Source organism: Shewanella sp. 10N.286.52.A9 (assembly GCF_041468985.1).
Classification (GTDB): Bacteria; Pseudomonadota; Gammaproteobacteria; order Enterobacterales; family Shewanellaceae; genus Shewanella; species Shewanella japonica.
Genome location: NZ_JBFRJQ010000007.1, coordinates 357,583 through 376,910, shown reverse-complemented (window position 1 = coordinate 376,910; position 19,328 = coordinate 357,583). Strand labels below are relative to the sequence as shown.

Here is a 19,328-nt window from a genome sequence, read left to right as displayed (position 1 = left end):
TTTCTACAGTGTCATTTATTCTGATTGGTATTAACCCCTTATTCAGGTACAATTTGGCACCATTATTTCCATCATTTTAGTAGTAGTCATTTCAGCCAAATGAAACACATTAGAAACTTCTCAATTATTGCCCATATCGACCATGGCAAATCTACATTGTCTGATCGCCTTATCCAATTTTGTGGTGGTTTATCAGACCGTGAAATGGCCGCTCAGGTTCTCGATTCTATGGATATCGAACGTGAGCGTGGTATTACCATTAAAGCACAGAGTGTTACACTCGACTATAAAGCTGATGATGGCGAAACCTATCAACTGAACTTCATTGACACACCAGGTCACGTTGACTTCTCTTACGAAGTATCACGCTCACTTGCTGCATGTGAAGGTGCATTATTAGTTGTTGACGCTGGCCAAGGTGTCGAAGCCCAAACTCTTGCTAACTGTTATACCGCTTTAGAAATGGACTTAGACGTGGTGCCGATTTTAAATAAAATCGACCTACCTCAAGCTGATCCTGAGCGTGTAGCTGCAGAGATTGAAGACATTGTCGGCATCGACGCTATGGAAGCTGTTCGCTGTTCAGCGAAAACAGGTATTGGTATTAAGGATGTACTCGAAACAATCGTTTCAGACATTCCACCGCCTGAAGGTGACATTGATGCACCGCTTCAAGCGCTTATTATTGACTCTTGGTTCGACAGCTACTTAGGCGTTGTCTCTTTAGTGCGTATTAAACATGGCGTATTGAAGAAAGGCGATAAGTTTAAAGTCATGTCAACCGGTCAGAACTACAATGCTGATCGCGTAGGTATTTTTACGCCAAAACAAACTGACACCCCAGAACTTAAAGCGGGCGAAGTGGGTTTTGTTATCTCTGGTATTAAAGAGATTCACGGCGCTCCAGTCGGTGATACCTTGACCCATGCTAAGCACGGTGCAGAAGAGCCGCTACCTGGTTTTAAAAAGGTTACGCCGCAGGTTTATGCTGGTGTATTCCCAATTTCTACCGATGAATACGAAAGCTTCCGTGAGGCATTGAATAAATTAAGCTTGAATGATGCGTCATTATTCTTCGAGCCTGAATCATCTTCAGCATTAGGCTTTGGTTTCCGTATTGGTTACCTAGGTTTATTGCACATGGAAATCATTCAAGAACGTCTAGAGCGTGAATACAATCTAGATTTAATCACCACAGCTCCAACAGTAGTTTATGAAGTTGAGATGACACGTGGTGAAATCTTGTATGTGGATAATCCATCAGATTTACCGCCGATCAATAACATTGCTGAAATCCGTGAACCTATCGTAGAAGCAAACATGCTTGTACCAAAAGAGTACTTAGGTAACGTCATCACCTTGTGTATTGAAAAGCGTGGTGTACAAACCAATATGGTTTATCACGGTAATCAAGTATCTGTGACTTATGAACTGCCAATGGCTGAAGTGGTTATGGACTTCTTCGATCGCCTTAAGTCTACCAGTCGTGGTTATGCATCGCTTGAGTATAACTTCATCCGCTTTGAGCCTGCTGACATGGTACGTTTAGATATCATGATTAATGGCGACCGCGTTGATGCGTTAGCAATGGTTATTCACCGTTCTAATATTCGCCATCGTGGTTTAGCGCTTGTGGATAAGATGAAAGAGCTTATTCCAAGACAAATGTTTGATATTGCGATTCAAGCCGCTGTTGGTAGCCAAATTATTGCCCGTTCTAACGTCAAAGCAATGCGTAAAGACGTAACTGCTAAGTGTTACGGCGGCGATGTTTCACGTAAGAAGAAACTCTTACAGAAACAAAAAGATGGTAAGAAACGTATGAAGCAAGTCGGTAACGTCGAAGTGCCTCAAGAAGCGTTCTTAGCCGTGTTAAAGTTGAATGACTAAGCTCTTAATTTGTCAGTGAAAACTGATTTAACATTAAGAGTGATAACAACGCCGCTGCTTGCGGCGTTGCTATTAAAAAATCATTAAAAACGTGAGTTAAAAAATGATTATTAACCGGCATTAATAATCGTTTTTATCGTTTGATGAGCAAAAGTTAATTTTTCATATGAAGTGATTTTATATACTTTGTAACATTACTCAGAGTGAACCTAACAGCACGACATAGGATAATCACTTTTTATTAGTGTCATACACTGAACTATATACAGTGTTAAGGCAGGAGCTTAAACCCTAATGGCAGCCCATTTTTCTCTTATATTAGTTATTGTAACCTTAGTCAGCGGCCTAATTTGGCTTGTTGACGTAATAGCCTTCGCCCCTAAACGACGTGAAAAGTTAGCACTGGCTGAAGCGCAAACGCCTGATTTATCAGACGAAGCAAAAGAAAATATCACACGTGAATCCGTGGTCGTTGAATTTGCTCATTCTATCTTCCCTGTGATTGCCTTTGTATTGATCCTTCGCTCATTCATTTATGAACCGTTTCAAATTCCTTCAGGCTCTATGAAACCGACACTGCTTGTTGGTGATTTTATCTTGGTTGAAAAGTTCAGTTATGGTTTGCGAGATCCTGTTTGGCGCAGCAAATTAGTTGAAACAGGCGAACCAGAACGCGGTGATGTGTTTGTATTCAAATACCCTAAACAACCAGAAATCGACTATATTAAAAGAGTTATCGGTTTACCGGGCGACAGAGTTGTTTATCAAAATAAACAGTTTCTGATTCAACCTAAATGTGAAGATAAGTCAGCGTGTCCTGGTGCTAAAGCGATTAAGTTAAGCAGTGTTAATCGTGGTGAGTTTACTCAAGAAGGAATTCCTTTATCTCGTTACACTGAGCAATTAGGTGACGTTGAACATGATATTTTAATTAATCCTTCGCGCCCTGACTTTAGTAATCACTTCTTTGAACAGCCTGGTACAGCAGTAGGCGAATTTATTGTCCCTGAAGGACAATATTTTGCCATTGGTGATAACCGTGACAACAGTACAGATAGCCGTTTTTGGGGCTTTGTTCCTGAAGCCAATTTAGTCGGTAAAGCGGTTGCGATTTGGATAAGCTTTGAGTTTGAACGTCCTGCTAGTAGTTGGTTACCAACTTGGGTGCCAACAGGTGTTCGTTTTGACAGAGTAGGTGCGATTAAGTAATGGAACCAATTAAAAATTTACCCCGTTTATGTCGCACATTAGGTTATGAGTTCAAGAATATAGATCTATTGACTCATGCTTTAACTCATCGTAGCGCATCATCAAAGCATAATGAGCGTTTGGAGTTCCTAGGTGATTCGATTTTATCTATTGTGATATCTGATGCTTTATATCACCAGTTTCCGAAAGTCACAGAAGGCGACTTAAGCCGTATGCGTTCAACCTTAGTGAAAGGTGAAACGTTAACCGTGATTGCAAAAGAGTTTAAATTAGGTGATTACCTTTATTTAGGGCCTGGTGAGTTAAAAAGCGGTGGTTTTAGACGGGAATCTATTTTAGCCGATGCTGTAGAAGCCATCATCGGTGCGATATACCTAGATGCCGATATCGAAACGTGTCGACGCTTATTACTGACATGGTATAAGCAACGATTAGCTGAGATTAAACCTGGTATAAATCAAAAAGATCCTAAAACCATTTTGCAAGAGTACTTGCAAGGCTATAAAAAGCCTTTACCCGAATATAATGTGGTTGATGTAAAAGGTGATGCGCATAATCAGACGTTCACGGTCGAATGTCGTATTTCTGAATTAGATAAAGTAGTGACGGGTGTCAGTACTTCAAGAAGAAAAGCTGAGCAGCTTGCAGCCGCTCAGGTATTGGAGTTAATTAATAAATGACCAAAAAAACAGACTTGCCAGAAAGCTCGCCAGTAGAGCCAAGCTTAGATGAATTATTGGCAAGGATGAACGGTGCTGCACCAGCTGCAAAAGCCAAATATGAAGTGACTTTTTGTGGCATGGTTGCAATTGTCGGTCGACCAAATGTAGGTAAATCTACACTATTAAACAAGTTGCTTGGGCAGAAGGTCAGTATTACTTCTAAAAAGCCTCAGACAACTCGTCACCGTATTATGGGTATTCATACTGATGAAGAGAAACAAATCATCTTTATTGATACCCCAGGTCTTCATATTGATGAAAAACGGGCTATTAACCGTTTAATGAACCGTGCTGCTGCCAGTTCTCTTGCTGATGTGTCTATGGTTGTATTTGTTGTTGATGGTATGACTTGGACTGAAGATGACGAAATGGTGCTTAATAAGCTGCAACAAGGCAGTGGTAAGCGTAAAACGGTTTTAGCCATTAACAAAGTCGATAATATTAAAGATAAAGAAGCGTTATTTCCTTATCTAGCAGAGCTGTCTGAAAAGTTTACCTTTGATGAGATATTGCCAATATCTGCAACCAAAGGCACCAATGTGCAGCGCATTTTAGATTTAGCGCAAGCCTCATTACCTGAGGGGCAGTTTTATTTCCCTGAAGACTATGTGACAGATCGCTCTCAGCGTTTTATGGCATCTGAAATTGTTCGTGAAAAACTCATGCGCTTTTTAGGTGACGAGTTACCTTATGATGCAACCGTTGAAATTGAACAATTTAAGATGATGGATAACGGTGTTTATCAAATCAATGCGCTAATCCTTGTGGAACGCACAGGCCAAAAACGCATGGTAATTGGTAATAAAGGTGAGCGTATTCGTACAATTGCCACCCAAGCTAGATTAGACATGGAAACCTTGTTTGATAATAAAGTCTTCCTCGAAATTTGGGTCAAAGTTAAATCGGGTTGGGCTGACGATGAGCGTGCACTTCGCAGTTTAGGCTATGGCGAAGACTAACCAAGTGTCAGTACCAGTTTTGTTTAACGCTGTTCATAACTAACATGTTACGCGGATATATACTTCATCATCGACCATACAGAGAATCCAGTGTGATTGTTAATCTGTTAGTCGATGGTGTTGGTCGCATAGATGCACTTGTTCGGGTGGGCAGTGGTAAAAAAAATCTTAAAAGTATCATTCAACCTTTTCAGCCACTGATATTTCAATTCAATTCAAAATCTGATACTTCAGATTCAAGCCTTAAATTTATAACCCAAATAGAGCCTGCTGCCCCTGCATTACCGTTAACTTCTTCCAGCTTGTATTCCGCGATGTATCTTAATGAGTTGTTAGTAAGGGTACTTGATTCTGGGCAACATGCAGAAGGTCTATTTATTCATTATCACCGTTGCATTATGTCGCTTGCGAGCGAATTTAGCTCCGAGTATCTGCGATATTTTGAAATGGAATTATTAGCTGAACTAGGGGCGTTACCTTCATTAGATTATGATACTCAAGGTGAAAAAATTGAACCTGTGATGAGTTACCGTATTATCGCTGATGAAGGTTTTTTACCTGTTGCTCAGCAAGCGAGCACGCATATTACCCACAGTAAGCAACTGTTATCAGGCGAAATGCTGATTAACCTTAAAGCTAAGACATTGACGCCTGAAAACTTGGTACAAGCAAAAGGGCTAATGAGATTACTTTTGTCACCGTTATTGGGGACAAAGCCATTACTAAGTAGAAAACTATTTATTAAAAAATAAGCTAAGTGAATTTATAGAAGTCATTTAAGCTAGGTGAATGAGGTTAATAACCCATTTACGCTAAATATTATTGTGATTAAGGAGCGCTACCGTGAGTGGAATTTTATTAGGAATTAACATCGACCATATTGCTACTCTACGACAAGCGCGTGGTACAGATTATCCAGATCCTGTACATGCAGCAGCAGTCGCAGAACATGCAGGTGCAGATGGTATTACTATTCACTTAAGAGAAGACCGTCGCCACATTGTTGACCGAGATGTATATCTTTTAGCAAAGACGCTAAAAACCAGAATGAATTTTGAATTTGCTGTGACTGAAGAAATGATTTCTATCGCCTGCGATGTTAAACCCGCTTATGCGTGTTTAGTTCCAGAAAAGCGTGAAGAGTTAACGACTGAAGGTGGTTTAGATGTTGCCGGTCAGATGGATAAAATCACTGATGCAGTGACGCGTTTAGCAGCCCATGGGATTAAGGTGTCTTTATTTATTGATGCTGATAAAGCGCAAATCGATGCAGCTGTGGCCTCTGGTGCTCCATATATTGAAATTCATACCGGTTGCTATGCTGATGCTAAAACTGATGAAGAACAAGCATTGGAGTTAGCTCGTATCACTGAAATGGCTAAGTATGCGCATAGCAAGGGCTTAGTTGTAAATGCGGGACACGGTTTGCATTATCACAATGTCAAAGCGATTGCTGCTATTCCTGAACTTTATGAGCTTAATATTGGTCATGCAGTGATTGCTAGAGCTGCAATTGATGGCTTAGCTGTCGCAGTTAAAGATATGAAGAAACTGATGCTAGAAGGTCGCAGAGGCGAGTAATGGCAATCAAGGGACTTGGCACAGATATTGTTGAAATCAATCGCATTGAACAGCAGTATGCCCGTTTGGGAGATAAGCTGGCAAAGCGAGTACTCACACCGGTAGAGTTACAAGTGTATATAGCCTCAAGTGCGCCTCATCGTTTTCTTGCAAAGCGATTTGCTGCAAAAGAAGCGGCAGCAAAAGCATTAGGTACAGGTATTGGCCGAGGTGTATCGTTTCAGCATATTCACATCAGTAATAACGATAGTGGTGCACCGCAAGTGAGCTTTACCGACGGGGCGCTTGCACGAATGCATGAACTCGGCGCCACAAACGGGCATCTGACAATTGCTGATGAGCAGCACTACGCAGTTGCTACCGTGGTTATTGAGTCCTAACGAGTTGTATCGACAATAACTCATTTTAGTTTTTATAAAAGCGCTTCGGCGCTTTTTTTATTTGTGCCGAAAATTAAATAACTGGTCTAAAGGCATTGATTGAAAAACCTAGAGCTTGAGCTCCACTGCTAACTTGAGGTAAGTTAACAAGGTGTTACATAATAATGATAATAAGGACTCAAGATGAAATCGGCCGTAGAACAACTCGCAACCTATAAAAGTGTGCATTTAAACCCAAAAAACATTCGAACCCACTTCGTCGGTGTACCGTTAATTATTTGGTCAGTCTTTTTGTTGCTTAATCTTATTCCTGTTAATTTTGTCTTATTCGCTGAAGAGGGCATTAAGCTGAACGTAGCAACTCTATTCGCCATAGGCACTTTAGTTTACTACTTTATATTACACAGAGGACTAGCCTTAGGTTTGACGATTTTTATTATTCCTGTGTTAATCACATCCTCATTAGTGTCACAAATTAATGGCGCTTGGATGATAGGCGTTGGCGTATTTTTTATTGGTTGGGTAATTCAGTTTATTGGTCATAAATACGAAAAAGCAAAACCGGCTTTTATTGATGATTTGAATCAGTTATTAATAGGTCCGTTTTTTTTAATGGCTGAACTGTACTTTATGCTGGGTATGAATAAAGCACTCGAGCAAGAGATTACGCCGATTGCCCGAGACAAACGTCGCGCACTTGAGGCAAAAAGAAAACAAGCAGCGTAAACGCCGCCGTTCTCCCATAAATAAAGGCGCATTTTGCGCCTTTATTTATGGGATGAAGAAAGCGTTGGTGTTTTACTCTTCAGCTTCCTCATTGGTGGGTTCTTTCACTAATGGAATGACCTTAACCGTTTTTATCATATTATCTGAGACATCTATGACTTCGATATGGTAGCTATCAATCGTTAAACTGGTACCTGCATCAGGGATATCTTCAAGGTACTCAATAATGATTCCATTCAGCGTTTTTGGTCCCTCTGTCGAAAAGTCCCACTTCATTTCTTTATTCAAATCACGAATGTTGATTGTGGCATCAATAATGAAGCTACCATCTTGTTGAATATCAATGTCTTCGCTGGCAGTGGTAATCATCGAAGTGGTAAAGTCGCCGACAATTTCCTCTAAAATATCTTCAAGGGTAACTAAGCCTTGTATATCGCCATATTCATCAACAACTAATCCAAAACGCTCTTTGTTTTGCTGAAAATTAGATAGCTGCACAGTCAGAGGAGTGCCTTCAGGGATGAAGTATAATTCTTTAACGGCTCTTAATAGCGATGACTTGCTGAATTCTTCTTTTGACTGCAGGCGTAATGCATCACGTAAATGAATAAAACCGACAGCATCATCAATATTATCTCGATATACCAAAACCCTGGTGTGTGGGCTTTGGGTGACTTGTTTATTGATGGTTTTAAAATCATCATTAACATTGATTGCGTAAATATCTGAACGAGGGATCATAATGTCTTCTACCGTGACTTTTTCTAAGTCTAAAATCGATATCAGCATCTCTTGATGTCGTTGTGGAATAAGGGCGCCAGCTTCATGAACAACAGTTCTTAACTCTTCTTGGCTTAAGGCATCATTTACACTGATATTTTTAATGCCGAGTAAGCGAAGAAAACCAGAAGTGATTAAGTTAATCGCTTTAACAAATGGCCATAATACTGAGAGTAGGGCACGTAACAGCCAGCTTGATGGGAAAGCAATTTTTTCAGGGTGTAAGGCTGCAACGGTTTTTGGGGTTACTTCTGCAAAAATCAGTACCACTAATGTGAGTACACCTGTGGCAATGGCAACGCCCACATCACCAAACAAGCGTATTCCAATGATCGTAGCGATTGCTGAGGCAAGAATGTTAACTAGGTTATTACCGATAAGAATTAAACCAATAAGCCTGTCTGGTCGCTCCAGCATTTTTAGGGCGCGTTGTGCCCCTTTATGACCATTTGCAGCAAGATGGCGAAGTCGATAACGATTTAATGTCATCATCGCCGTCTCTGAGCCTGAAAAGTAAGCTGAGATTAGGATTAATACCAGAAGAGAAAGGAAGAGTGCGCTGGTAGAAATAGCGTCCAAAAATAGCTCCAGTTAATGTAGTAAAAAAAAGACGAATGATGAGTATCAATCATTCGTCATAAGTGTCAAGTTTGCTTGCGGCTAATTAAATAATTATCGGGTTATCGCAAAATGAGCTCGGTTACTATTCGTGCGCCAAAATAAGCAAGCGATAGTAAGGCAGCCCCTGAAAGTGTATAAATAACGGCAGTGCGAATACGACAACCGATAGTGTAATGCTGCCATAACATGATGCTGTACACGACCCAAGCGAGAATAGATAAAATCGCTTTATGGCCTTTGCCGTCTTCAAACATGTCTTCTAAAAAGATAAAGCCTGTTGCTAAAGATAAAGTAAGTAACATCACACCAATAGTAACCAAGTGATATAACTGCTTTTCAACCGTCATTAATGGCGGCATACCAGGGCTCATCATGGTCTTTTTGTTTTTTAATTTATTTTGAATTAGCCATAGTTGAATCGCATAAAGTGCGGCAATCATCAAGGCACTATACGCCATTAATGATAAAACAATATGAGCGAGTATTTCTGGGTGGCCATCAAAATGAATAATGTACTGTGGTGGAATTAACCAGAGTACGGCAACTGATATTACCGAACAAGCATAAACCACAGGCACGACAACAATCACTTTTAAACGGTGCATTATGATGGTGAAGCTAAAGGCAATGATCCAATTAACTAACGAAATGACATTCGTTAAACTAAAGTTCTGCCCTTCAGCGGTATAAATGGTTTGTGATAGCGCTATGCCATGAAGCACAACTGCAATAGAAGCAAAGATTGCGACTAATTTACGGTTGGGTCCTTCTGCATGAAACAATCGACTTGTAACAAGTACAAGTGCGATGCAGTAAAACAACATAGCCGAAGCTGAAAAAATGACCATCTGGAATAAACCTATCAAGTTAGTAGTGCAGGTTGTTTTTAAAAATAAAATCAGCACAAAATTATTTATCTTAGATTAACATGAACCAAGGTCATTAGGGCAGTGACCTAAGACCCAAAATTTAACAGTTTCCTCCATTTAACGCCAAATAATTTACGAATAATGACCTACATCAATACTCTGTCTGAAGGCTAATCTCGCATCTTGAAGTAGTTTGGGTATAATAGGCGCCAATTATCGAATCGTTTTAAGGTAAACAGCAGAGCATGTTTGAGAATCTATCCGACAGACTGTCGCGCACCCTCAAGAATATTAGTGGTCGTGGTCGCTTAACCGAAGACAACATTAAAGAAACCTTGCGAGAAGTGCGTATGGCACTACTTGAGGCTGATGTTGCATTGCCCGTTGTACGCCAATTTGTTAATAGCGTAAAAGAGCGTGCCGTAGGTCAAGAAGTCTCTAAAAGTTTAAGTCCAGGACAAGCATTCATTAAAATTGTCCAAAATGAACTTGAAAAGGCAATGGGTGAGGCGAATGAAGCTTTAGATTTAGCCGCTCAACCACCTGCAGTATTAATGATGGCCGGCTTACAAGGGGCGGGTAAAACGACCAGTGTCGCTAAATTAGCGAAATTTTTGCGTGAGCGTGAAAAGAAATCTGTACTGGTGGTCAGCGCTGACGTCTATCGTCCTGCAGCGATCAAACAGTTAGAAACACTAGCAACTGAAGTTGAAGTTGAATTTTTCCCATCAGATGTTAGCCAAAAGCCAGTTGATATCGCAAAGGCGGCTATTGCTCATGCGAAATTAAAGTTCATTGATGTGGTGATAGTCGATACTGCGGGTCGACTCCATGTTGATGAAGCGATGATGGATGAGATTAAAGATCTCCATGCCACGATTAACCCAGTTGAGACTTTATTTGTTGTTGATGCAATGACAGGTCAAGACGCAGCTAATACGGCAAAATCATTTAATGAAGCGCTACCGTTAACGGGTGTTATTCTTACAAAAGTTGATGGTGATGCTCGTGGTGGTGCCGCACTATCTATCAGAAACATTACCGGTAAACCAATTAAGTTCTTAGGTGTTGGTGAAAAAACCGATGCACTAGAACCTTTCCATCCTGAACGTATAGCATCACGTATTCTTGGTATGGGCGATGTATTGTCCCTGATTGAAGAAGTTGAGCGTGGTGTTGATAAAGAAAAAGCGATGAAGCTTGCTTCGAAAGTGAAGTCTGGTGGTGGATTCGACCTTGAAGATTTTCGTGAACAACTGCAGCAAATGAAAAACATGGGCGGCATGATGGGCATGATTGAGAAACTGCCTGGTGTAGGCCAACTTCCACCAGAAGCATTAGCTCAAGTTCAAGATGGTAAAATGACCAATCAAATGGAAGCCATTATTAACTCTATGACGCCTGGCGAACGCCAACGTCCAGATATTATCAAAGGATCGCGTAAGCGCCGCATTGCATTAGGTTCAGGTACTCAAATTCAAGACGTTAACCGTCTATTGAAACAGTTTACCCAGATGCAAAAAATGATGAAAAAAATGTCTGGTAAAGGGGGCATGAAGAAAATGATGCGCAGCATGGGCGGAATGATGCCTCCTGGAATGAAGTTCCCAGGGCGTTGATTCGTAGCCTTATTCAATAAAGACTTTTCAATTTGTCCCGTAAAGATTGAATTCTCATTGATGCAACCTTAAATGTCTTGGTTTAAAAAACGACGGATTTGGTTGCATTAATTGTAAAATCAGGTAAAATCTTGCGGCTTTCTCTGGGGCCCTTCGCGAACACGGAGTCCCAGTTTTTATTTTGCTAACTAGCAAATCATTAGAGGAATTAAAACGCATGGTTACCATTCGTTTAGCTCGTGGCGGCGCAAAAAAGCGTCCATTTTACAATATCGTTGTTGCTGATAGCCGCAATGCTCGTGACGGTCGTTTCATCGAACGTGTTGGTTTTTTCAATCCTTTAGCTAAAGGCCAAGAAGAAACTTTACGTTTAGATCTAGACCGTGTAGATCACTGGGTTGCTACTGGTGCAGCAACTTCAGAACGCGTAGCAAAGTTGATCAAAGACGCTCGTAAAGCTGTTGCTTAATAGCGTTAAGGTATAAATAGATGAGTAGTAATCAACAACCCATCGTACTAGGCAAAATTGGTTCTAGTCATGGTATTAAAGGTTGGATGAAAATCACTTCTTATACCGATTCTGTTGAAGGTATTTTTGATTATTCGCCTTGGCTAATTAAAGAACAAGGTGAATGGCGTGAAGTTAAGGTCGCTCAGTGGCGTTATCAAGGTAAAGCTATTGTTGCTTGTCTTGAAGGCGTAAACAACCGAGAAGATGCGCAACTGCTTACTAACTGTGAGATTGCCATCCAGCATGACCAAATTAAAGACTTGTCAGAAGATGAATTCTACTGGCGTGACTTAATTGGTTGTACTGTGACAAACACTAAAGGCTATGACATGGGCAGTGTTGACCAGATCGTGGAAACAGGATCTAACGACGTGTTACTTGTTAAAGCTAACGTTAAAGATGCTTTTGGCAAAGCGGAACGCATGATTCCCTTTGTCCCTGAGCAGTTCATCCTTGAGGTGAATGTGCAAAGTAAACAGATATTAGTGGATTGGGATCCAGACTTTTAAGTCGAGGTACAACATATGTGGTTAGGGGTTGTAACCCTGTTTCCTGAGATGTTTCGTGCTGTTACAGACTTTGGAGTGACGGGTCGAGCCGTTAAAAACGGACTGTTAGAGTTGCAAACATGGAATCCTCGTGATTTCACACATGATCGACATAATACTGTTGATGACCGCCCTTACGGTGGTGGTCCTGGTATGTTGATGATGGTGCAACCGTTACGCGATGCGATTCATGCTGCGAAAGCAGCTGCAGGTGACGGTGCGAAGGTGATTTACTTATCGCCTCAAGGACGCAAGCTGGATCAGCAAGGTGTCAGTGAGTTAAGTCAATCATCGAGTTTGGTACTGGTATGTGGTCGATACGAAGGTGTTGATGAACGTATCATCCAATCTGAAGTTGATGAAGAATGGTCAATTGGTGATTATGTGCTTTCGGGCGGAGAATTACCTGCGATGACTCTCATTGATTCAGTTGCAAGGCTAGTACCTGGTGTACTAGGTAAGCAAGCATCAGCAGAGCAAGATTCTTTCTCTGATGGTTTATTGGATTGTCCTCACTATACTCGCCCTGAAAACTTGGATGGTGTTGGTGTTCCGGCAGTGTTGTTAAGCGGTGACCACGAAAAAATTAGACTCTGGCGGTTGCAACAAAGTCTTGGTAGGACTTTTTTACGACGACCAGAATTATTTGAAAATCTAGCTCTGACTGGCGAACAAAAGACTCTTTTAGCAGAGTTTGTTAACAATTTAGACAAGCCTGTTTAGTCGAAGCTCAGTTAATCCTAGAACGGAGTAAGTTATGAACAATATCATTAAAATGCTCAACGATGAGCAAATGAAAACTGACGTACCTGAATTTGGTGCTGGTGATACAGTAGTCGTTCAAGTACGTGTTAAAGAAGGTGAAAAAGAGCGTCTACAGGCGTTCGAAGGTGTGGTAATCGCTAAGCGTAACCGTGGTCTTCACTCTGCATTCACTGTACGTAAAATCTCTAATGGCGAAGGTGTTGAGCGTGGTTTCCAAACTCACAGTCCACTAGTAGCTAGCATCGAAGTTAAGCGTCGCGGTCGTGTTCGTCGTGCTAAGCTTTACTACCTACGTGAGCGTTCAGGTAAATCAGCACGTATCCGTGAGAAGTTGGCAACTAAGTAATAGTTACCCGCTTGAAAAATTAGATGCAGTGTTCGCACAACAACCCGCCTATATGGCGGGTTTTTGTTTTATTAGTCAAAATTAAAAAATTTTAGGTTGCCAAGTGAACTTGAACAAGGCATAGTTAGCTCAACCCTGTAATGGTGTAACGTTACAGTGATATTTAAGGTAGAGTTAACACGAACAGAAGTGAGTATAGAGCATGCAACAAGATACGATTAACAACGTCCACATTAGTTCTGAAAAGGTGTTGGTTACGCCAGCTGAGTTAAAAAATGAGTTACCGTTATCTGATCATGCTTATCAATATATTTTAGATGCTCGCCAAACGGTGGCGGATATTGTTCATAAGCGCGACAATCGTGTGCTAATCGTGACAGGTCCTTGCTCTATTCATGACATCGATGCAGCAAAAGAATATGCATTAAAACTTAAAAAACTTCACGATGAGTTAAGTGGTGAATTTTACATCTTAATGCGAGTGTACTTCGAAAAACCTCGCACCACAGTAGGCTGGAAAGGGCTTATTAATGATCCTGATATGAATGAATCATTTGATGTAGAGAAAGGCTTAAGAATGGCGCGTGAGCTGATGATTTGGCTTGCAGAGCTTGAATTGCCTGTGGCAACAGAAGCACTTGATCCTATTAGTCCGCAATACATGTCAGAGTTAGTTACTTGGTCTGCTATTGGAGCAAGAACGACTGAGTCGCAAACCCACCGTGAAATGGCATCGGGCTTATCTATGCCGGTGGGATTCAAAAATGGTACTGATGGCAAACTAGATGTGGCTATTAACGCATTAAAGTCAGCTGCCAGTAGTCATCGCTTTATGGGAATCAACCAACAAGGGCAAGTATCATTATTGCAAACGGCAGGTAACCCAGACGGGCACGTTATCTTACGTGGTGGTAAAACCCCAAACTATGACGCAGAAAGTGTCGCCGTTTGTGAAGAGCAATTACATAAAGCCAAACTGAATGCACGATTAATCATTGACTGTAGTCATGGTAATTCATCTAAAGATTACACAAGACAAACCTTAGTCTGCGAAGATGTGTTTCAGCAAATCGCCGACGGAAACCGCTCTGTAATTGGTGTGATGTTAGAAAGCCATTTAAATGAAGGAAATCAAGCTTGCGATAAACCATTACCCGAGCTTGCTTATGGCGTATCTGTCACAGATTCATGTATCAATTGGGCGACGACTGAGTCATTATTGCGTCGTAATGCTGAATCATTAAAAGCAATTTTACCTACCCGCTTTGCGGCTAAGTAGTTGACCAATACTGCAGAGATTGAACTACCATGAACGAAAAAACGACATTAGATTTAGAAAATTTACGAGAGTTAATAGATGGCGTAGATAAGCAGTTATTGAACTTGCTACGAAAGCGCTTAGATCTTGTTGCGCAAGTCGGCACGGTTAAGCATGCTGCAGGTGTCCCAATTTATGCTCCGCAACGTGAAGCTTCAATGCTGGCTAAACGCCGTAAAGAGGCGAGTGAGATGGATATTTCTCCTCAACTTATTGAAGATATTTTGCGTCGTTTAATGCGTGAGTCTTATTTAAATGAGAAGGATGTTGGTTTCAAGCAAGTTAAAACGGATCTTGGTCATATTGTTATTGTGGGTGGCGAAGGTCAATTAGGTGGGCTTTTTAGTCAAATGCTGACGCTGTCTGGTTATCAAGTTAAAAGCTTAGATAAAGATGATTGGCATCGTGCTGATGAACTTTTTGATGGTGCTGGAATGGTGATTGTCACTGTGCCTATCAAGATTACATGCGATCTGATCAGAGACAAATTAAATAACTTACCTGAGCAGTGCATATTAGCTGACTTAACATCTATTAAGTCTGAACCGTTAAATGCAATGTTAGCAGCCCATAAGGGCCCTGTAGTTGGCTTACATCCAATGTTTGGCCCTGATGTTGGCAGTTTAGCGAAACAAGTTGTGGTTGTCTGTGATGGCCGTGGAGCGGAGTCTTATCAATGGCTACTTGAGCAAATAACCATTTGGGGGGCTCGAATTGTCAATGAAAATGCTGAAAAGCATGATAAAGCCATGCAGTTAGTCCAAGCAATGCGCCATTTTTCCAGTTTTGTTTATGGGGTGAATCTGTGTAAAGAAGAGGCTGATATTGAGAGCTTATTGCAGTTTAGTTCTCCGATTTACCGTCTTGAGTTAGCGATGGTTGGTCGCTTGTTTGCTCAAGATCCTGAGTTGTATGCCGATATAATATTTGCACAAGAAGGCAGCCAAGTTGCGATTAGTGATTATCTTGATAATTATCGTGATGCGCTGACATTACTTCAAACTGGTAATCGTGAGGCTTTTGTTGCCCAGTTTAAAGATGTGGCTAAATGGTTCGGTGATTTTGCTCCACAATTTCAACATGAAAGCCGTGCAATGTTGCAGTCAGTTAATGATATGAAAACGAATTAGTTTCAATTCGGTTGTAAAAGTCAGCTAAATATTGCGAAATGACGAAACTAGGATTATGGTTATAAGGGAGTTACGCTGAGTAACTCCCTTAAATTTAACGTGAATAGGAGTGAAGTCTAATGACAGAGACTGAGGTTTACACCGCAGAAGATTTATCACTCGGCCACTTTTTATACGCGCTCATGAGCGCATTTCCATTGTTCTTTTTGCCTGTTTTCTTTAGTTTATTGATTAACCTGTCACAAACTAATATAGCGACACATTCATTGCTGTCATCGCATTTACGTTGGCAACGTAACAGTATTACTGGGTTAGTCACTTTATTGTTGATTGGTTACTTTATTCCTTTGCTCTGGCTCAGCATCCCGATTTTTTTGGCTGCTTTAACTTGGTTTAGCTACCGTATTTTTAAAGGTTGGTTAGGGCTAAATGACAGTGTGAATATGTACTAAACAACGGCTAAAGCCTTGCACCTAAAGTAAGGTCAAATACAGTAAGACTAAAAATAAAAAACCGAACTCTTTAGTTCGGTTTTTTGTTGCTTGTTAATTTAGCTAGCTAAAGCTAACAGAAGCTAGATTTTAATAACAAGTTTGCTATTGATGCAATTGATGTAAAAGTTCAGTCTGTTGTGCTATGTCAGTTAGTTGCTTATTGCCTATAATCAGTCCACTTGCACTTAGCTGTTTAATCGCTTTAGCTTGTTGACTGACGAGATTATCTTCAACAGCAAAACTAGTGTTCCCTAGTATTGGTAAGTGACTTTGTGCGATAACTTCGATTAACCCTGCAAGGTCTAGAGATAATTGCTCCGGTGTTGTAAAGCTTCTTACACCAGCTTCAACGAGTATTAATTGCTGATTACCTTGCGTCAGGATTTTGTTTGCCGATGCAAGCCAGTCAGCGGTGCTTGCCATCGTATTTCGTTCTAACAATACTGGTGTTGTCACTGAGCCCGCAGAACATAACAATTCATCGTTATACATTTCTTTGCCTGAAATGTAGACCATATCAGCTACTTTCACCGTGTCGTTAATTTCGCTGACTGAATTTACTTCCACGACGCTAGTTAAGCCAGCTTGGTCTAGTAAGTGACAGTATTGCTTTATCTCAGATAAGGAAACACTTTCTGTTGCTGTATTAAGCATTAACACTGCTTGATATCCAGTTTCTTTGATTTGTTTCACTTGTGCTGCAAAGGCATCATTCGCCATTGGAATATCAAGTTGTTTAATGGCCGCAAACTCGCCTTTTCCGACGTTGAATTGTTTAACCTCTATGACCGTTTTTTGCTGGCGATATAAAGTTGAATGTTTTGGGGCATCATCGAGAGTGTTGCTTTTTTCACTGGTTTCTTTTGAGCTGACGGGCTCGATAAGTAATTGACTATTATTTAATTGAGTCGGTTTTACCGTTTCGCATGGGTAACAACCTAGCACTTTAATAAAGCGTGTTAAGCGTTCTAATTCTTTAAGCGCTTGTTGAAGCTCTGCAGTCGCTAAGTTTGCATCAACATCTAAATAAAACATCTCTTCCCAAGGGGTTCCAGGAATAGGGCGAGACTCTAATTTACTCATATTGATATTATGAGCTTTGAGTACGAGTAGCGTTTCAACTAGCGCACCAGGTTTTTGGCCTGTAGCCATAATCAAGGTTGTTTTAGCGGGTAACTGAGAAGGCACATCGACCGCTTTTCTTGCCACAACAATAAAACGGCTTTGATTTATTTTTTGATTTGCTAAACCATTTTCAGCCGCACTTAGCTGATAAAGCGCTCCGCCTTCTGCACTTCCAATAGCAGCAACGCTATTATCGTCAGCATCAATGACATTTTGCATCGCTTCAGCACTACTTGAGCAATATGCCAAGGTTAATTTAGGGTGTTGTGATAGCCAGTGACTGCATTGGCTAATGGGTTGCGGGTGAGCAAATACTGTTTTGATATCTTCTAGGCTTGCTCCGTCTTTGGTCAATAAGCAATGACCCACTTCAATGGTCGTTTCACCGACAATAGAAAGAGATGTGTGTTGTAAAACATCGTAAACTTCATTGATGGAACCTGATGAAGTATTTTCTATAGGCAGAAAACCTAAGTCAGCATGACCAAGCTCTACGGATTTTACGATTTCATCAAAGCTCTGACAGCCTAAATCAATCATTTCCACTTGTCTGCGCTGGCAAAAACGACTGGCAGCTAAATAAGAATAAGAACCGCGAGCACCTAGATACGCAATAGTCGATTGGGGTTGTTGAATTTCAGGGTTAGCCCGACCGTGAAGATATGCTTGCTGATTAAGTACAGAGTCTTCGATAATGCTTTGATATAAAGAGATAACAAAATGTGCGTCTAAACCGTGTTCTCGACCTTGTTGCACCAGTCTTGCAAGTAACTCTTTTTCACGTTTGGTATCTCGGATAGGTCTGACATCGACTTCCTTACTACGTGCAACATCCAAGCTTAAACTTCTTCGCTTTGAGAGAAGTGATAGTAACTCTTTGTCTAGGGCAGTGATTTGCTCTCGGGTTTGATTTAATTCTGGTGCTTTTTTCATTATTGCCTCTATAAAGACTGCTTAGAGATACTTACTGCCGTATGCATCAGGAATAAATTAATAAAAAGCCCCCCAAGTGGGAGGCTTCTAATTTCATTTTCGTTTTTACACAAAAAATCCGCCTCAATGTGGGGGCTGAATAAAAAAGAAAATAAAATTGCTTGGAATGAATTTGTTCATGTCATTAAAACTAAAGTGCAGAGCAGGTTGTGTCAATTAAATTATGCTCAAGATTATCGATAAACTGAGGTTATTAATGCTAAATACATAAAAAAGCGCATCCGAGGATGCGCTCTTGGTTGTTATGTAAATTGATCGTCAAGCTGCTGTTTCCTCCTTGTAGTCATACTCAAAATCATTATCGGTTTCAGCCATTGGCGAAACGTGACGTTGAGCTTGTGGTTTGTGGGTCAGGCGATTTAGCTGTTTTTCCAGCTTTTTACCCATTGCAGTAATTGCTGCGTAAAGGTTCTCGTTTTTCGCCTGGGCAAATAATTCTCCACTTGGCAAGCCTACAGAAGACTCAATTTTAAAGATCTGCTTTTCCTGAGTGATGATAACGTGCGGGTTAATTAATTGAATATCGTGTCGTGTGAGTTTTTCAAACTGTCCTTCAATACGTTCAAGAATTGGTGCAGTGACTTCAAGTTGCTTGCTAGTGATTTTCAGCATATTTCGAACCTTCTGTTGTTTGCTTAAGTTCAGATTACCAAGCTTATAAACAAAAAGCGTGATCTAAATCACGTTTTCAATCCAATAATAGACTGTTTGATTCATATTTGATCGCTTAGACGTTTTTGGT

Annotated in this window: 20 protein-coding genes and 1 other annotated feature; of the genes, 16 read left to right on the top strand and 4 right to left on the bottom strand. The window is 40.7% G+C overall.

Annotation, left to right across the window (positions count from 1 at the left end; genetic code table 11):
* Positions 1–99: 99 nt before the first annotated feature.
* The 8 genes from lepA to AB4128_RS07710 all read left to right on the top strand — a co-directional run bounded on the left by lepA (position 100) and on the right by AB4128_RS07710 (position 7,467).
* Positions 100–1,890, top strand: coding sequence for a translation elongation factor 4 (lepA, locus tag AB4128_RS07745; RefSeq protein ID WP_055025596.1), 1,791 nt, complete (start codon positions 100–102; stop codon positions 1,888–1,890).
* Positions 1,891–2,184: 294 nt separating this feature from the next.
* Positions 2,185–3,099 carry a signal peptidase I gene (gene lepB / locus AB4128_RS07740; RefSeq protein WP_065109037.1) on the top strand — a complete coding sequence of 305 codons (915 nt, stop codon included), beginning with the start codon at positions 2,185–2,187 and terminating at the stop codon, positions 3,097–3,099.
* On the top strand, positions 3,099–3,779 hold the full coding sequence (gene rnc, locus AB4128_RS07735; protein WP_055025598.1) for a ribonuclease III: 681 nt from the start codon (positions 3,099–3,101) through the stop codon (positions 3,777–3,779). The genes lepB and rnc overlap by 1 nt, the downstream gene beginning before the upstream one ends.
* A complete protein-coding gene (era, locus tag AB4128_RS07730) occupies positions 3,776–4,780 on the top strand; it encodes a GTPase Era (RefSeq protein ID WP_055025599.1) in 1,005 nt (334 codons plus the stop codon). The genes rnc and era overlap by 4 nt, the downstream gene beginning before the upstream one ends.
* A 44-nt stretch (positions 4,781–4,824) precedes the next feature.
* Entirely contained in the window at positions 4,825–5,532 is a 708-nt protein-coding gene (recO, locus tag AB4128_RS07725) for a DNA repair protein RecO (RefSeq protein ID WP_372037386.1), read from the top strand.
* Positions 5,533–5,623: 91 nt separating this feature from the next.
* Positions 5,624–6,361, top strand: coding sequence for a pyridoxine 5'-phosphate synthase (gene pdxJ, locus AB4128_RS07720; RefSeq protein WP_192022332.1), 738 nt, complete (start codon positions 5,624–5,626; stop codon positions 6,359–6,361).
* Positions 6,361–6,741: a holo-ACP synthase gene (acpS, locus tag AB4128_RS07715; protein ID WP_372037385.1), complete on the top strand. Its 381-nt coding sequence runs from the start codon at positions 6,361–6,363 to the stop codon at positions 6,739–6,741. The genes pdxJ and acpS overlap by 1 nt, the downstream gene beginning before the upstream one ends.
* Positions 6,742–6,924: 183 nt before the next feature.
* The gene (locus AB4128_RS07710; protein WP_119968905.1) at positions 6,925–7,467 is read left to right on the top strand and encodes a DUF962 domain-containing protein; all 543 of its coding nucleotides are present in this window, start codon (positions 6,925–6,927) and stop codon (positions 7,465–7,467) included.
* 72 nt (positions 7,468–7,539) lie between these two features.
* Here AB4128_RS07710 and AB4128_RS07705 read toward each other — a convergent pair whose 3' ends face one another.
* Together AB4128_RS07705 and AB4128_RS07700 are read right to left on the bottom strand one after the other, a co-directional pair.
* Positions 7,540–8,826 (bottom strand): HlyC/CorC family transporter, encoded by a 1,287-nt coding sequence (locus AB4128_RS07705; RefSeq protein ID WP_372037384.1) that lies wholly within the window; start codon positions 8,824–8,826, stop codon positions 7,540–7,542.
* A gap of 101 nt (positions 8,827–8,927) precedes the next feature.
* Entirely contained in the window at positions 8,928–9,716 is a 789-nt protein-coding gene (locus AB4128_RS07700) for an inner membrane protein YpjD (RefSeq protein ID WP_055025605.1), read from the bottom strand.
* 266 nt (positions 9,717–9,982) lie between these two features.
* Here AB4128_RS07700 and ffh point away from each other — a divergent pair, with 266 nt between their 5' ends.
* The 8 genes from ffh (at position 9,983) to AB4128_RS07660 (ending at position 16,426) form a co-directional block, all read left to right on the top strand.
* The gene (gene ffh / locus AB4128_RS07695) at positions 9,983–11,356 is read left to right on the top strand and encodes a signal recognition particle protein (protein WP_055025606.1); all 1,374 of its coding nucleotides are present in this window, start codon (positions 9,983–9,985) and stop codon (positions 11,354–11,356) included.
* A 217-nt stretch (positions 11,357–11,573) separates the two neighbouring features.
* A complete protein-coding gene (gene rpsP, locus AB4128_RS07690) occupies positions 11,574–11,825 on the top strand; it encodes a 30S ribosomal protein S16 (protein ID WP_055025607.1) in 252 nt (83 codons plus the stop codon).
* A 20-nt stretch (positions 11,826–11,845) separates the two neighbouring features.
* Positions 11,846–12,376, top strand: coding sequence for a ribosome maturation factor RimM (rimM, locus tag AB4128_RS07685; protein ID WP_055025608.1), 531 nt, complete (start codon positions 11,846–11,848; stop codon positions 12,374–12,376).
* 15 nt (positions 12,377–12,391) lie between these two features.
* The gene (gene trmD, locus AB4128_RS07680) at positions 12,392–13,138 is read left to right on the top strand and encodes a tRNA (guanosine(37)-N1)-methyltransferase TrmD (RefSeq protein WP_055025609.1); all 747 of its coding nucleotides are present in this window, start codon (positions 12,392–12,394) and stop codon (positions 13,136–13,138) included.
* 34 nt (positions 13,139–13,172) lie between these two features.
* On the top strand, positions 13,173–13,526 hold the full coding sequence (gene rplS / locus AB4128_RS07675) for a 50S ribosomal protein L19 (RefSeq protein ID WP_055025610.1): 354 nt from the start codon (positions 13,173–13,175) through the stop codon (positions 13,524–13,526).
* Positions 13,527–13,728: 202 nt separating this feature from the next.
* Entirely contained in the window at positions 13,729–14,805 is a 1,077-nt protein-coding gene (locus AB4128_RS07670) for a 3-deoxy-7-phosphoheptulonate synthase (protein ID WP_065109041.1), read from the top strand.
* Between the two features lie 29 nt (positions 14,806–14,834).
* Positions 14,835–15,974: a bifunctional chorismate mutase/prephenate dehydrogenase gene (tyrA, locus tag AB4128_RS07665; RefSeq protein ID WP_055025612.1), complete on the top strand. Its 1,140-nt coding sequence runs from the start codon at positions 14,835–14,837 to the stop codon at positions 15,972–15,974.
* Positions 15,975–16,093: 119 nt separating this feature from the next.
* A complete protein-coding gene (locus tag AB4128_RS07660; protein ID WP_055025613.1) occupies positions 16,094–16,426 on the top strand; it encodes a hypothetical protein in 333 nt (110 codons plus the stop codon).
* 144 nt (positions 16,427–16,570) lie between these two features.
* On the opposite strand, the gene AB4128_RS07655 is transcribed toward AB4128_RS07660, so the two are convergent.
* Both AB4128_RS07655 and hpf read right to left on the bottom strand, forming a co-directional pair.
* Positions 16,571–18,526: a chorismate mutase gene (locus AB4128_RS07655; RefSeq protein WP_055025614.1), complete on the bottom strand. Its 1,956-nt coding sequence runs from the start codon at positions 18,524–18,526 to the stop codon at positions 16,571–16,573.
* A gap of 59 nt (positions 18,527–18,585) precedes the next feature.
* Positions 18,586–18,699, bottom strand: a sequence feature (Phe leader region).
* Positions 18,700–18,844: 145 nt separating this feature from the next.
* Positions 18,845–19,198, bottom strand: a complete 354-nt coding sequence (gene hpf, locus AB4128_RS07650; protein WP_055025657.1) for a ribosome hibernation-promoting factor, HPF/YfiA family — start codon at positions 19,196–19,198, stop codon at positions 18,845–18,847.
* Positions 19,199–19,328: the final 130 nt, after the last annotated feature.